The sequence below is a fragment of the Burkholderia ubonensis genome (assembly GCF_001718695.1).
GTDB lineage: Bacteria > Pseudomonadota > Gammaproteobacteria > Burkholderiales > Burkholderiaceae > Burkholderia > Burkholderia ubonensis_B.
The window spans coordinates 1,912,637-1,926,292 of sequence record NZ_CP013420.1 but is presented as its reverse complement, the minus strand read 5'-3'; the positions used below and the strand labels follow the sequence as shown (position 1 = coordinate 1,926,292).

Below are 13,656 nucleotides of genomic sequence, written 5' to 3'. Positions count from 1 at the left end.
TCGAGCCGGGCGGCCTGCTGGCCAGAGTGAAGGACAGCGCTATTCTAATGGCTTTCGCGCCGGGTTCCGGCAAGGCATACCCAACCTTCGTGCTCGCGCCAGACCGAAATGTCGACATAGCGCGCATAGACGGCCGCGACTTCGTCCGCCTGACGCGCGAGCACGCCCGACAGCGCGATGCGTCCGCCCGGCTTCACCTTCGACGCGAGCATCGAGGCCATCAGTTTCAGCGGGTTCGACAGGATGTTGGCGACGACGATGTCGAATTCGCCGGCAGGGCACGCATCCGGCAGGCCGTACGTGACGTCCGCGCGGTTGCGCTCGCTGTTCTGCCGCGCCGATTCGACCGCTTGCGGATCGATGTCGATGCCGACGACGGGGTTCGCCCCGCATTTCTTCGCGAGGATCGCGAGAATCCCGGAGCCGCAGCCGTAGTCGAGCACCGACTGGCCGGGCTGCACCGACTGCTCGAGCCATTCCATGCAGAGGCGCGTCGTCGGGTGGCTGCCGGTGCCGAACGCGAGACCGGGGTCGAGCTCGAGCACGAGCGCGTCGGGATCGGGCGCATCGTGCCACGACGGCACGACCCAGATCCGCTCGCCGATCGGAATCGGCTCGAATTGCGATTGCGTGAGACGCACCCAGTCCTGCTCCTCGACTTCACGCACGCTGAACGCCGGCGTCGCCGCAAGGCCGACGTCGTTCGCGGCCGCCGCGAGCAGCACGGCGGGATCGTGCTCGGGCGGCAGCAGCGCGATCACGCGCGAGTGCTGCCATGCGGTGCGCTCGGGCACGAGGCCCGGCTCGCCGAACAGCGGCTGCTCGTCAGGCGTGTCCGCGTCGGCGTCCTCGACGGACACCGACAGCGCGCCCAGCTCGAGCAGCGCGTCGGACAGCGCCTCCGCGTGCTCCCGGGCCAGTTCAACGACGAGTTCGCGATAGCTCATGCGTTACGCTTCTTCCGGTGCGACCTGCTGCTTCTGCGCGAGCCGGTTTTCGAGGTAGTGGATGCTGGTGCCGCCTTCGACGAACTTCGAGTCGATCATCAGCTCGCGGTGCAGCGGGATGTTGGTCTGGATGCCTTCGACCACCATTTCCGACAGCGCGATGCGCATCCGGCTGATCGCCTGCTCGCGGGTCGCGCCGTAGGTGATCAGCTTGCCGATCATCGAATCATAGTTCGGCGGCACGAAATAGCCATTGTAGGCGTGCGAGTCGACGCGCACGCCCGGGCCGCCCGGCGTGTGCCACGACGTGATCCGGCCCGGCGACGGCGTGAACTTGAACGGATCTTCGGCATTGATCCGGCATTCGATCGCATGTCCGCGGAACTGGATGTCGCGCTGGCGCAGCGCGAGCTTCTCGCCGGCCGCGATGCGGATCTGTTCCTGCACGATGTCGACGCCCGTGATCAGTTCCGACACCGGGTGCTCGACCTGCACGCGCGTGTTCATCTCGATGAAGTAGAACTCGCCGTTCTCGTACAGGAACTCGAACGTGCCCGCGCCGAGGTAGCCCATCTTCTTGCACGCGTCCGCGCAGCGGTCGCCGATCCGGTCGATCAGGCGGCGCGGGATGCCGGGCGCCGGCGCTTCCTCGATCACCTTCTGGTGGCGGCGCTGCATCGAGCAGTCGCGCTCGCCGAGCCACAGCGCGTTCTTGTGCGCGTCGGACAGCACCTGGATCTCGATGTGGCGCGGGTTCTCGAGGAACTTCTCCATGTAGACCTGCGGATTGCCGAACGCGCGGCCGGCTTCCTCGCGGGTCATGTTCACCGCGTTGACGAGCGCCGCCTCGGTGTGCACGACGCGCATCCCGCGGCCGCCGCCGCCGCCCGCCGCCTTGATGATGACCGGATAGCCGATCGCGCGGGCAATCTTCACGATCTCCTTCGGATCGTCCGGCAACGCGCCTTCCGAACCCGGCACGCACGGCACGCCGGTCTTGATCATGGTCTGCTTCGCGGTGACCTTGTCGCCCATCAGGCGGATCGTCTCCGGACGCGGGCCGATGAACGTGAAGCCCGATTGCTCGACGCGTTCCGCGAAATCGGCGTTTTCCGACAGGAAGCCGTAGCCGGGGTGGATCGCCTCGGCGTCGGTGACTTCCGCGGCGCTGATCAGCGCCGGCATGTTCAGGTAGCTCAGGTTCGACGGGGCCGGGCCGATGCAGACCGCTTCGTCCGCGAGGCGCACGTACTTGGCCTCCTTGTCGGCTTCCGAGTAGACGACCACCGTCTTGACGCCCAGCTCGCGGCACGCGCGCTGAATGCGCAGCGCGATTTCGCCGCGGTTGGCAATGAGGATTTTTTCAAACATAGCGAGTATTCGTCTCTTCGAGGGGCGCGCGAATGGCGCCTGGAGAGCATCGGCGGCGCGCGGCGCAGCGGCCGCGCGGCGGACTTTAGCCGATCACGAAAAGCGGCTGGCCGTATTCGACGGCCTGGCCGTTCTCGACGAGGATTTCCTTGATCACGCCGGCCTTGTCGGACTCGATCTCGTTGAGGAGCTTCATCGCTTCGATGATGCAGAGCGTCTGGCCTTCCTTGACCGTGTCGCCGACCTGGGCGAACGGGTCGGCGCCCGGCGACGGCGCGCGGTAGAACGTGCCGACCATCGGCGACGTCACGACGTGGCCCTGCGGCGCGGCGGGCGCGGCGGCGGCGCCTGCGGCCGGCGCGGCAGCGGCGCTCTCGGCCGGCAGCGCGACCGTCTGCGCGGGCGCGCTGATTTGCGGGGCATACCCGCCCGTCGGCTGCACGTAGACCGGCGGCGCGTTCTTGACGATGCGCACCTTGCCTTCGCCTTCCGTCACTTCCAGCTCGGAGATGCCGGATTCGGAGACGAGGTCGATCAGAGTTTTCAGCTTACGAAGATCCATCGGGAATTCCCCTTTCAATGCGTGAAAGCGCCGGTTCGAGCCGGCGCTGAATCCAGATCGTGAAATCAGCCGCGCGACGCGCCTTGCAGCTTGTCGAGCGCGTATTCGAGCGCGTACAGGTAACCTTTCCAGCCGAGCCCGCAGATGACGCCTTCGGCCTGGTCGGAAAAGTAGGAGTGGTGCCGGAACGCTTCGCGGCGGTGCACGTTCGACAGGTGAATCTCGACGAACGGGATGCCCACGCCGGCGAGCGCGTCCCGGATCGCGACGCTCGTATGCGTATACGCGGCCGGATTGATCAGAATGAAATCGGTTTGTTCATCCCGCGCGGCCTGGATGCGGTCGACGAGCGCGCCTTCGTGGTTGCTCTGGAACGACGTGAGCTCGACGCCCGCTTCCTGCGCCCGCGCGGCAAGCGCCTGATCGATCTGCGCGAGCGTGACGCGGCCGTACACCTCCGGTTCCCGGGTGCCGAGAAGGTTCAGGTTGGGGCCGTGCAGCACCAGCAATCGTGTCATGGTCGCTTCTATTTCTGCGGAATTGCGCGAACTTTAGCGCTATTTAGAGAAATTTGTCCAGTTTCGCCGAACGGCCAACGGCGCCGGGCCTGCAAGAATTACCGGGAGCTAAGCGAAGTATTCGCGAATTCCGGTGAAACTGCGGCGATCGACCTGCAAAACACCGCGAACGTGCGGGCGCCCATTCGCGCATGTCACAACGTGTCGAGGGTCTTTTTCAGCTCCGCGGGTTGGATTTGTCCTAATTTCGTCTCGCGGATTTTGCCATGTTCGTCGATGACGACCGTAAACGGCAGGGCGCCGGCCGTGTTCCCGAAATTACGGGCCAGATCGGCGCCGGCATAGCCGCTGACGAACACCGGGTAGTCGACCTTCACCTTCTGCAGGAAATTCTTCACGTTCTGCCCGGAATCGACGCCGATCCCGATGAAACGGATGCCTTTCTGCCGGTATTCATGCGACAGCGCGACGAGCTCCGGCATTTCCTGGACGCACGGGCCGCACCACGACGCCCAGAAATTGACGACGACCTTCTGGCCCTTGAACGACGCGAGCGTCGCCGGCTTGCCGTCGGCGTCGGTCAGCGCGGCGGCCCACAGCTGCTCGACCGGGCTGCCGGACGGAGCCGGCGCGGCCGATGAGTCCGATGTGGCCGATGTGGCGGCCGCCACACCGTCGTCGGCGCTGCCGCCCCGGAACCAGTGGCCGGCGGCGAGGCCGCCGCCGATCGCCGCGGCCGCGACGAGCGCCACCGCCAACATGCGTTTCATCATCATCGTGGAATCATTCCGGTTCGGAAGGCGCGTCGCCGGCTTCGAGCAGCGCGCGCAACGCGGCGGCGTCGGCCCGCGCGACGCGCCCGCGCGCGTCGGCCTTCACCGCGCCGCGCAGGTCGTCGCTCGCATACAGCGCGACGTGGATGCCGACCGGCTCGTCGTCGCGCCGGCCGCGCCACAGGAAGCTCAGCGTCTCGACGTCGCCGCGGCCGGCGAAGTGCCGGGTTTCGGACACGTCGTACTGGACATTCTGGTTCAGCAGCGAAATCGCGACATCCTTCGGATTGTCAGTGAACGTCTGCAGGTGAATGTCCGAATGCGCGTTCGCGGTGCCGTTCAGCACCGCGCCCGTCACGTACGGATTGAAATCGGCGAGCCGGCGCATCCAGTCGAGCGCAACTTCGCGCAGGTGGCGCAGTTCGTCCGGCTGCGTGTCGCTCTGGAACAGCGCGAGGTATTCGTGGAGCTCCTCCTCGATCTGGTCGTTATCCGGCAGCCATTCGCCGGCAACACGCGCATCGCCGAGCAGCTGGCGCGCGGCCTTGCGCTTCGCGCCGGCGTAGTCCAGGCCGTCCTCCGCGATCAGGCGCGCGGCGGCCTGGGCAATTTCCTCGCGGACGCGCCGCGGGTCGACTAAGGGTTTGCGAGACATGATGCGGCAATCATACTCGATCGACGCCGCGGCCGATGGCGGTGCGGCCGCTTGCCGCCGGCTGCCGCGGCGGCCGGCCTCGCACGGGCCGCCGGCCGCCGCAGGCCGTCAGTTACAATAGCGGCCGGCGAACTGCGCCGGCCGCGCGGCCTGTCCGGTGTCTCGCCCATCCACTTTCCGAATCGACGGCGCCCCCGGCGGCGCGAAAGCATTCATCTATGCACATCCATATTCTTGGCATCTGCGGCACCTTCATGGGCGGTCTGGCCGTACTCGCGCGCGCGGCGGGGCATACGGTCACCGGCTGCGACGCGGGCGTCTATCCGCCGATGAGCACGCAGCTCGAGGCGCAGGGCATCCAGCTGATCGAGGGCTACGGCGCCGAACAGATCGACCTGAAGCCGGACCTGTTCGTGATCGGCAACGTCGTGACGCGCGGCAACCCGCTGATGGAGGCGATCCTGGATCGCGGCCTGCCGTACGTGTCGGGCCCGCAGTGGCTCGGCGAGCACGTGCTCGCCGGCAAGTGGGTGCTCGCGGTCGCGGGCACGCACGGCAAGACGACCACGTCGTCGATGCTCGCGTGGCTGCTCGAGGACGCGGGCCTGAACCCGGGCTTCCTGATCGGCGGCGTGCCGCTGAACTTCGGCGTATCGGCGCGGCTGACCGATTCGAGCTTCTTCGTGATCGAGGCGGACGAATACGACACCGCGTTCTTCGACAAGCGCTCGAAGTTCGTCCATTACCGGCCGCGCACCGCGGTGCTGAACAATCTTGAATTCGATCACGCCGACATCTTCCCGGATCTCGCCGCGATCGAGACGCAATTCCACCATCTCGTGCGCACCGTGCCGGGCGTCGGGCGGCTCGTCTCGAATGGCCGCGAGGCCGCGCTCGAACGGGTGCTCGCGCGCGGCTGCTGGAGCGAGGTCGAGCGCTTCGGCGTCGACGGCGGCTGGCAGGCGCTGGCGGCCGAGGACGGCGTGCCGGTCGACGAGCGCTTTGCCATCTACTGGCGCGGCGAGCGGCTCGGCGAAGTCGCGTGGCAGGTGCAGGGCGAGCACAACCGGATGAACGCGCTCGCGGCGATCGCCGCCGCGCGCCACGTCGGCGTGCCGCCGGCGCAGGCGGCAGCTTCGCTCGCGTCGTTCCGCAACGTGAAGCGGCGCATGGAAGTGCGCGGCAGCGTGAACGGCGTGACCGTCTACGACGACTTCGCGCACCATCCGACCGCGATCGAAACCACGATCGCCGGCCTTCGTGCGCGCATCGGCCAGCAAAATGCCCGCATCCTCGCGGTGCTCGAGCCGCGTTCGAACACGATGAAGCTCGGCGTGATGAAGTCGCAATTGCCGGCGAGCCTCGCCGATGCCGACCTCGTGTTCGGCTACGGCGCGCCGGCCGGCCGCGACGCGCTCGGCTGGAACCTCGGCGAAGCGCTCGCGCCGCTCGGCGGCAAAGCGCATGCGTTCGACGACCTCCATCAACTGGTGAAGGCGGTCGTGGCGGTGGCGCGCCCGGGCGACCACGTGCTCGTGATGAGCAACGGCGGGTTCGGCGGCGTCCACCAGAAGCTGCTCGACGCGCTCGACACCGCCGACACCGCCGGGAGCCGCGCGTGATCCTGTATCTGCACGGCTTTCGCTCGTCGCCGGAATCGATGAAGTCGCGGCTGCTCGCCGCGCGCATGGCCGAACTGGGCCGCACCGCCGAATGGCGCTGCCCGTCGCTGTCGATGTCGCCGCTCGCGGCGATCGCGGCGGCGGAAGAGGAGGTCGCCGGCGCGCGCGACGTGACGGTGATCGGCAGCTCGCTCGGCGGCTATTACGCGACCTGGCTCGCCGAGCGGCACGGCTGGAAGGCGGTGGTGCTGAATCCCGCGACCGAGCCGCAGCGCGACCTGGAGCAGTATCTCGGCGAGCAGCCGCTGTGGCACGGCGGCGGCACGATCGTCGTCGAGCGGCATCATCTGGACGAACTGAACGCATTGCGCGTGGCGGCGATCACGCGCCCCGAGCGCTACTATCTGTTCGCGGCGACCGGCGACGAAGTGCTCGACTATCGCGAGATGCTCGCCCATTACCCCGGCGCGAAAACCCGCGTGATCGCCGGCAGCGATCACGGGATCAGCGAATTTGCCGACTACGTCGACGACGTTCTCGCGTTTTGCGACGGGAAGACGACGTAAGCCGGCCGCAGGCCATCGAATCCCATTATCACGAGGCGCCGTCGTGCGACGGCGGCGTCCGGCAGTCTGAACGAGAGTACTGAGTGAACGTTTTCTTCGAGGAATCGGGCAGTTTCAAGGCGGGCAGCGTGCTGTCGCGCCAGGGCGACGCGTTTCAGGTCGAGCTGCCCGGCGGGCGGCGCGCAAAGGTGCGCGCGAAGGACGTGCTGATCGAATTCGAGAAGCCGGCCGCGAGCGAGCTGATGCAGCAGGCCGACGCGGCCGCGCAGGAGATCGACCTGGATTTCCTGTGGGAATGCGCGCCGGCGGAGGAGTTCGCGTACACGGCGCTCGCCGCGGAATACTTCGGCGAGACCTACGGCCCGGTCGAGCGCGCGGCGCTGGTGCTGCGCCTGCACGGCTCGCCCGTCTACTTCCGCCGCAAGGGGCGCGGGCAGTACCAGCGCGCGCCGGAAGAGCAGCTGAAGATGGCGCTCGCGTCGCTCGAGCGCAAGCGCCAGCAGGCGCTCGTGCAGGCGCAGTACGAGGAAGAGCTGAAGGCCGGCAAGCTGCCCGCCGCGTTCGACGGCAAGGTGCTCGGGCTGCTGACGCGCCCGGACAAGAACGCGATCGAATACAAGGCGCTCGAGGCGGCGGCCGGCGCACGCGGCGTGTCGCCGGCGCGGCTGATGCTCGACTGCGGCGGCATCGCGTCGGCGCGTGCGCTGCACGAGGCGCGCTTCCTCGCCGAATTCTTCCCGCACGGCACGGGCTTCCCGCCGGTGACGGTCGGCAGCCTGCCGGACGACCTGCCGCGCGCCGACGTCAACGCCTTCTCGATCGACGACATCACGACGACCGAAATCGACGACGCATTCTCGGTCGAGCACCTGGCCGACGGCCGCGCGCGGATCGGCATCCATATCGCGGCGCCGGCGCTCGGCATCGTGCGCGGCGATGCGGTCGACGCGATCGCGCGCACGCGCCTGTCGACCGTCTACATGCCCGGCGACAAGATCACGATGCTGCCGGACGACGTCGTCGACGTGTTTACGCTGAAGGAGGGCGACTACCGCCCGGCGCTGTCGCTGTACATCATCGTGAACCGCGACACGCAGGAGATCGTCGCGAACGAGACGCGCGCGGAACGCGTGTTCGTCAAGAACAACCTGCGCCACAACACGCTCGACGAGCTCGTCACCGAACAGACGCTCGCTGACGGCAGCGGCGACTATCCGCACAAGGACGACATCGCGGTGCTGTGGCCGCTCGCGCAGGCGCTGTTCGAGAAGCGCCAGCTGGCGCGCGCGGGCTACGGCCTGAAGCGCGAGGTGCAGCGCAACACCGACTACAACTTCTACGTCGACGGCGAACACGTGACGATCACGCCGCGCCGGCGCGGCTCGCCGCTCGACCTGATCGTGTCGGAGCTCGCGATCCTCGCGAACTCGACGTGGGGCGCGTTCCTGCACGACCACACGGTGCCGGGGATCTATCGCTCGCAGCGGGGCTTCGGCGCGCCGGGCCCGAAGCGCACGCGCATGCAGACGAGCGCCGCGCCGCACGAAGGCCTCGGCGTGCCGCAGTACGCATGGAGCACGTCGCCGCTGCGCCGCTACGTCGACCTCGTCAACCAGTGGCAGCTGCTCGCATGCGTGCAGCATGGCGTCACCGCGAAGCTCGCCGCGCCGTTCAAGCCGAAGGACGCCGACCTGTACGCGGTCGTGCAGGGCTTCGACGACACCTATTCCGCGTACGCCGACTACCAGCGCCGGATGGAATACTTCTGGTGCCTGCGCTGGCTCGTCCAGGAAGGCAAGAAGCAGGTCGTCGCGAGCGTCGTGAAGGGTGACCTCGTGCGTCTCGAGGACGTGCCGCTGCTGCTGCACGTGCCGGCGCTCGGCGTGCATGCGCGCGGCACCCGCGTGCTGCTCGACGTGATGTCGATCGACGAGCTGACGATCGAGGCGTCGGTGCGGCTGCTCAACGTGCTCGACGCGCCGGTCGCGGCGGGCGGCGAAGCGGCCGACGAAGAGGAAGACGGCGAGAACGGCGACGACGTGCTGCTCGACGCGGGCGACGCGTCGGCGCAAGCCGAGGCCGAAGCGCTCGCCGAGGCGGATGCCGGCCCGGCGGACGGCGATGGCGCCGCGGCCGAAAGCAACGGCAACGAGGAGGAGCGCGCATCATGAATCCGGCCGCGTCGACGCGCGGGCCCGACCGCTACGTCGTGTTCGGCAACCCGGTGGCGCACAGCAAGTCGCCGTTCATCCACGCGCAGTTCGCCGCGCAGACCGGCGAGCCGGTCGTCTACGCGCACCGGCTCGCGCCGGTCGACGGCTTCGAGCCCGCCGTGCGCGCGTTCATCGCCGAAGGCGGACGCGGCGCGAACGTGACGGTGCCGTTCAAGCTGGACGCGCACGCGCTCGCCGACACGCTGTCGCCGCGCGCGGCGGCCGCGGGCGCGGTGAACACGCTGCGCTTCGACGCCGACGGCATCTTCGGCGACAACACCGACGGCGTCGGCCTCGTGCGCGACATCGAGACGAATCGCGGCGTGCGCCTCGCCGGCGCGCGCATCCTGCTGCTCGGCGCGGGCGGCGCCGCGCGCGGCGTCGTGCTGCCGATGCTCGAGCGCGCGCCGCTGTCGATCACGATCGTGAACCGCACGGCCAGCAAGGCGGAAGCGCTGGTCGGCCAGTTCACGCAGGCAGCGCACGACGCGGGCTGCACGCTCGCGGGCGGCGGCCCGGACACGGTCCGCGCGGAACCGTATGACGTGATCGTCAACGCGACCGCGGGCAGCCTCGACGCCGCGCTGCCGGAATGCAGCCCGGCCGCGTTCGGCCCGGACACGCTCGCGTACGACATGATGTACGGCGCGCAGCCGACCGTGTTCATGCAGCATGCGGCGTCGCTCGGCGCGCGCGCGGCGGACGGGCTCGGGATGCTCGTCGAGCAGGCGGCTGAATCGTTTTTCATCTGGCGCGGCGTGCGGCCGGACAGCGCGCCGGTGCTCGCGGCGCTGCGCCAGGCGCTCGCCGCCCACTGAGCGGGGGCGGCGGCAGGTGGTCGCGGTCAGCGGTGCGCAGCGGCGCGAGCGGGCGGTCGGCCCGGCGCGCTGGCTCGTCTACGCGGGCTCGGTGTTCGCGAGCGCGTGGCTCGCGACGCAGCTCTACTATTTCGCGCAGATCGCGATCTGGTCTGTCGTGAACCCGGGCTCGACCGCGTTCATGCGCACCGACGCGTGGTGGCTGTCGCGCGACAATCCACCCGCGTCGATCCAGCATCAATGGGTGCCGTACGACCAGATCTCGCGCAACCTGAAGCGTGCGCTCATCGCGTCGGAGGACGCAACCTTCGCGACCAACAACGGCTACGACGCCGACGCGATCCTGCAGGCGTGGGAGAAGAACAAGGCGCGGGGCCGCATCGTCGCCGGTGGCTCGACGATCACGCAGCAGCTCGCGCGCAACCTGTTCCTGTCGCGCGAGAAAAGCTACATCCGCAAGGGACAGGAGCTCGTCATCACGTGGATGCTCGAGACGCTGCTCGACAAGGAGCGGATCTTCGAGATCTATCTGAATTCCGTCGAATGGGGGCGGGGCGTGTACGGCGCCGAGGCGGCCGCGCGCTACTACTACCGGATTCCGGCCAGCCGGCTCGGCGCGTGGCAATCCGCGCGGCTCGCGGTGATGCTGCCGAAGCCGCGCTATTTCGACGCGCATCGCGGCACCGCCTACCAGGCGCAGCGCGCGGCCGTCATCGCCCGGCGCATGGGCGCGGCCGCGCTGCCGCAGTCGGAGTGAGCGCGCTGCGCGCGCGCGTTTGGCCCGATCTGACCCATCGGCCGTTCAGCAGCTCCTGCCGCATTTTTGCGCCGCAATGCATGCGCGACGTCATGCATTGCGCACGCATTGTCTAGACGAATTCCTCTATTTCAGTTTGCTGACCAATGCCCATGTTCGGGCCCTGTTTGGTTGCAGGCACAACGAAAAACCCGGCGGTTGTCAGCGGATTCGAATGAACGTGCAGCTGGTTGAAAGCAGCGCGAAATGCAACGTTTCGGAACTCGAATCATTTCTGAAAGCTCCGCGCCGCATCGAATTTCCTTCGAATATTTCCGAATTTTTCAAAGCGGACCGGCTCACGTATATTGGCCAGCGCCTCGGCCTATCGGCCGTGCCTTCGAGGCAGGGGGCGGCCTATCCGACCGCTCGACACAACAATATTCGAGAGAAGGAAAACAACGATGCCAGCGAGCAAAGCGAAGTTGTTATTGGGTGCAGTTCTCTCTTCGCTGATCCTGGCGGCGTGCAATGGAGACGACGTGACGTCGGCCTCCAGCTCCGCAAGCGCCGACAGCTCAGCCGATGCCGCTTCCAGGGCGGACAAGCCTTACAACGATCCCAACCGCTATTCGTCGGACCCGGGCGCATCGCTCGCCGCGTCGGCCGCGCTCGAACGCGCCGCCGTCACGCATCACCAGATCACGCTGAACGGCAAGACGATCCGCTACACGGCCACCACCGGCCACCTGAGCGCGCGCAACCCGCAGACGGGCGCGCCCGAGGCGTCGTTCTTCTACGTCGCGTATACGGCCGACAACCAGCCGGCGGCGCAGCGGCCGGTCACGTTCTTCTATAACGGCGGGCCGGGTTCCGCATCGGTGTGGCTGCATCTCGGCTCGTTCGGCCCGCGGCGCATCCAGACCGGCGACCCGAACGCGAACACGTCGTCGTTCCCGTTCGTCGACAACGCGGAAAGCCTGCTCGACACCTCCGACCTCGTGTTCGTCGACGCGATCGGCACCGGCTTCTCGGAAGCGATCGCGCCGAACACGAACCAGTCGTTCTGGGGCGTCGACGAGGACGCGGGCGCGTTCCGCGACTTCGTGATCCGCTACCTGGCCGTGAACCAGCGCAACAGCTCGCCGAAATACCTGTTCGGCGAATCGTACGGAACGCCGCGCACCGACGTGCTCGCGAACCTGCTCGAGACCGCCGGCGTGAATCTCACGGGCATCGTGCTGCAGTCGTCGATTCTCGACTACAACAGCAACTGCGACATGGCGAGCAACAACGTCGGCAACTCGAACAACGGCGCGAGCCCGGTGAGCTGCGCGGGCTACGTGCCGAGCTACGGCGAGGTCGGCGCGTACTACCAGCTCGACAATCCGAACCCGTCCAGCATGCCGCAGTACGCGGACCAGATGCGCCTGCTGACGGCGGGCTCCTACGTGCCGGCGGTGAACGCCTACCTCGCGAGCCATGCCGCGCCGCCGGGCAGCCTCGTCACGACGATGGCGAATTCGACCGGCGCGAAGGCGCCGATGTGGCGCGCCGACTTCAACGTGATTCCGACCTACTACGACAACAGCTACCAGCTGTCGCTGATCCCGGGCACGCTGATCGGCCGCTACGACGCGCGCGTGAACGTGCCGGTGTCGAGTCCGCTCGCGTCGGAAGGCGATCCGTCGAGCACGTTCATCACGAAGCCGTTCACCGACACGATCGGCCGCTATCTGCCGAACGAGCTGAAGTACACGGCGCAATCGGCCTATTCTGTAAGCAGCAATGCGATCCAGACGTGGGACTGGAGCCATGACGGCCTCGCGATGCCCGACACGATCCCCGATCTCGCCGCGGCGCTGACGCTGAATCCGGCGCTGAAGGTGCTGTCGCTGAACGGGTATCACGACATCGCGACGCCGTTCTACCAGACGGAGCTCGATCTCGCGCGGCTCGGGTCGCAGCCGAACCTGACGATCAAGGACTATCAGGGTGGACACATGGTCTATCTCGACGATACGTCGCGTCCGCAGGAGAAGGCCGATCTCGTGACCTTCTACAACGCGATCGCGCATTGATTCGATGCGCGGACCGGCGGCGCGCGCGCGCGCGCGCGCCATGGCGCGGGCCGCCGGCCGTCGACGACCTCATTCCAGACTGGAGCCTGACATGAAGAAGCGATTTATCGTCATCGCCGCAGCGCTCGCCTGCGGCAGTCTCGCCACCTCGTTCTCCGCGCTCGCGCAGGCGAGCGATGCCGCCGCACCCGTGCGATCCCGCCAGGCGCAGCTCGGCGATCCGTACGTGCCGCCCGCCGCGCGCAAGCCGACCGCGGGCACGCAGACGACCGGCGCCGCGCTGCACGCGCAGGTGGTGGCCAAGCTCGCCCGGCAGTTCCGCGCGGCCGACACGCAGAACACCGGCTCGGTGACCGAAGCGCAGGCGCGCGCGGCCGGACTCGGCTACGTCGCGAACCACTTCCGGCAGATCGACTCGACCGGCAGCGGGCGCGTGTCGTTCAGCGACGTGCAGCGCTACATGCAGACGCGCGACGCGAAGCAGCAATAAGCGCATCGCGAGCACGACAAACGGGGGCGGAACCTGCGGCGAATGCGGGTTCCGCCCCCGTATTACATCGTGCACGCGCGCCGCAATCTCTCAATATCTGGACAACGCATTCAAATATTGGAGCTGAATGCGCGCACTTCTACAATCCGAAGCATATCGACAGGCTTCGGACTCCCGCATCGCGCGGCGCCCGACGCACACGGAGACACTTTCCATGACGTTCGCCGGGCGCTTTACTCGGTGCATCGACCGCCGCCTCGCCGCGACGCCCGCGCTCGCTTGCGCGTCGCGACGGCGGCTTCAC

General features: G+C 67.8%; 13 protein-coding genes. 7 read left to right on the top strand and 6 right to left on the bottom strand.

Annotation, left to right across the window (positions count from 1 at the left end; all coding sequences use genetic code 11):
• Window positions 1-44: 44 nt before the first annotated feature.
• The 6 genes from prmA to WJ35_RS08775 form a co-directional block, all read right to left on the bottom strand.
• Window positions 45-947, bottom strand: coding sequence for a 50S ribosomal protein L11 methyltransferase (gene prmA, locus WJ35_RS08800; protein WP_045566701.1), 903 nt, complete (start codon window positions 945-947; stop codon window positions 45-47).
• Window positions 948-950: 3 nt separating this feature from the next.
• On the bottom strand, window positions 951-2,318 hold the full coding sequence (accC, locus tag WJ35_RS08795) for an acetyl-CoA carboxylase biotin carboxylase subunit (RefSeq protein ID WP_010091286.1): 1,368 nt from the start codon (window positions 2,316-2,318) through the stop codon (window positions 951-953).
• 85 nt (window positions 2,319-2,403) lie between these two features.
• The gene (gene accB / locus WJ35_RS08790; protein ID WP_060236309.1) at window positions 2,404-2,880 is read right to left on the bottom strand and encodes an acetyl-CoA carboxylase biotin carboxyl carrier protein; all 477 of its coding nucleotides are present in this window, start codon (window positions 2,878-2,880) and stop codon (window positions 2,404-2,406) included.
• 65 nt (window positions 2,881-2,945) lie between these two features.
• On the bottom strand, window positions 2,946-3,398 hold the full coding sequence (gene aroQ, locus WJ35_RS08785) for a type II 3-dehydroquinate dehydratase (RefSeq protein WP_029226401.1): 453 nt from the start codon (window positions 3,396-3,398) through the stop codon (window positions 2,946-2,948).
• Between the two features lie 194 nt (window positions 3,399-3,592).
• A complete protein-coding gene (locus WJ35_RS08780; RefSeq protein ID WP_069239051.1) occupies window positions 3,593-4,174 on the bottom strand; it encodes a TlpA family protein disulfide reductase in 582 nt (193 codons plus the stop codon).
• 7 nt (window positions 4,175-4,181) lie between these two features.
• On the bottom strand, window positions 4,182-4,826 hold the full coding sequence (locus WJ35_RS08775) for a UDP-N-acetylmuramate--alanine ligase (protein ID WP_069239050.1): 645 nt from the start codon (window positions 4,824-4,826) through the stop codon (window positions 4,182-4,184).
• 35 nt (window positions 4,827-4,861) lie between these two features.
• Between WJ35_RS08775 and mpl the strand changes: the two genes are divergently transcribed.
• From mpl to WJ35_RS08740, 7 genes are all read left to right on the top strand, one after another.
• A complete protein-coding gene (mpl, locus tag WJ35_RS08770; protein WP_420480889.1) occupies window positions 4,862-6,448 on the top strand; it encodes a UDP-N-acetylmuramate:L-alanyl-gamma-D-glutamyl-meso-diaminopimelate ligase in 1,587 nt (528 codons plus the stop codon).
• Window positions 6,445-7,014, top strand: a complete 570-nt coding sequence (locus WJ35_RS08765; RefSeq protein WP_059716747.1) for a YqiA/YcfP family alpha/beta fold hydrolase — start codon at window positions 6,445-6,447, stop codon at window positions 7,012-7,014. Before mpl ends, WJ35_RS08765 begins: the two co-directional genes overlap by 4 nt.
• An 83-nt stretch (window positions 7,015-7,097) precedes the next feature.
• A complete protein-coding gene (locus tag WJ35_RS08760; RefSeq protein ID WP_060236305.1) occupies window positions 7,098-9,185 on the top strand; it encodes an RNB domain-containing ribonuclease in 2,088 nt (695 codons plus the stop codon).
• A complete protein-coding gene (gene aroE / locus WJ35_RS08755) occupies window positions 9,182-10,045 on the top strand; it encodes a shikimate dehydrogenase (RefSeq protein WP_059533536.1) in 864 nt (287 codons plus the stop codon). The genes WJ35_RS08760 and aroE overlap by 4 nt, the downstream gene beginning before the upstream one ends.
• A gap of 16 nt (window positions 10,046-10,061) precedes the next feature.
• Window positions 10,062-10,802 carry a monofunctional biosynthetic peptidoglycan transglycosylase gene (gene mtgA / locus WJ35_RS08750; protein WP_045566698.1) on the top strand — a complete coding sequence of 247 codons (741 nt, stop codon included), beginning with the start codon at window positions 10,062-10,064 and terminating at the stop codon, window positions 10,800-10,802.
• A 443-nt stretch (window positions 10,803-11,245) separates the two neighbouring features.
• Entirely contained in the window at window positions 11,246-12,862 is a 1,617-nt protein-coding gene (locus tag WJ35_RS08745; protein WP_060236303.1) for a S10 family peptidase, read from the top strand.
• A gap of 91 nt (window positions 12,863-12,953) precedes the next feature.
• Window positions 12,954-13,352 carry an EF-hand domain-containing protein gene (locus WJ35_RS08740; protein ID WP_060236301.1) on the top strand — a complete coding sequence of 133 codons (399 nt, stop codon included), beginning with the start codon at window positions 12,954-12,956 and terminating at the stop codon, window positions 13,350-13,352.
• The last annotated feature ends 304 nt before the right edge of the window (window positions 13,353-13,656 follow it).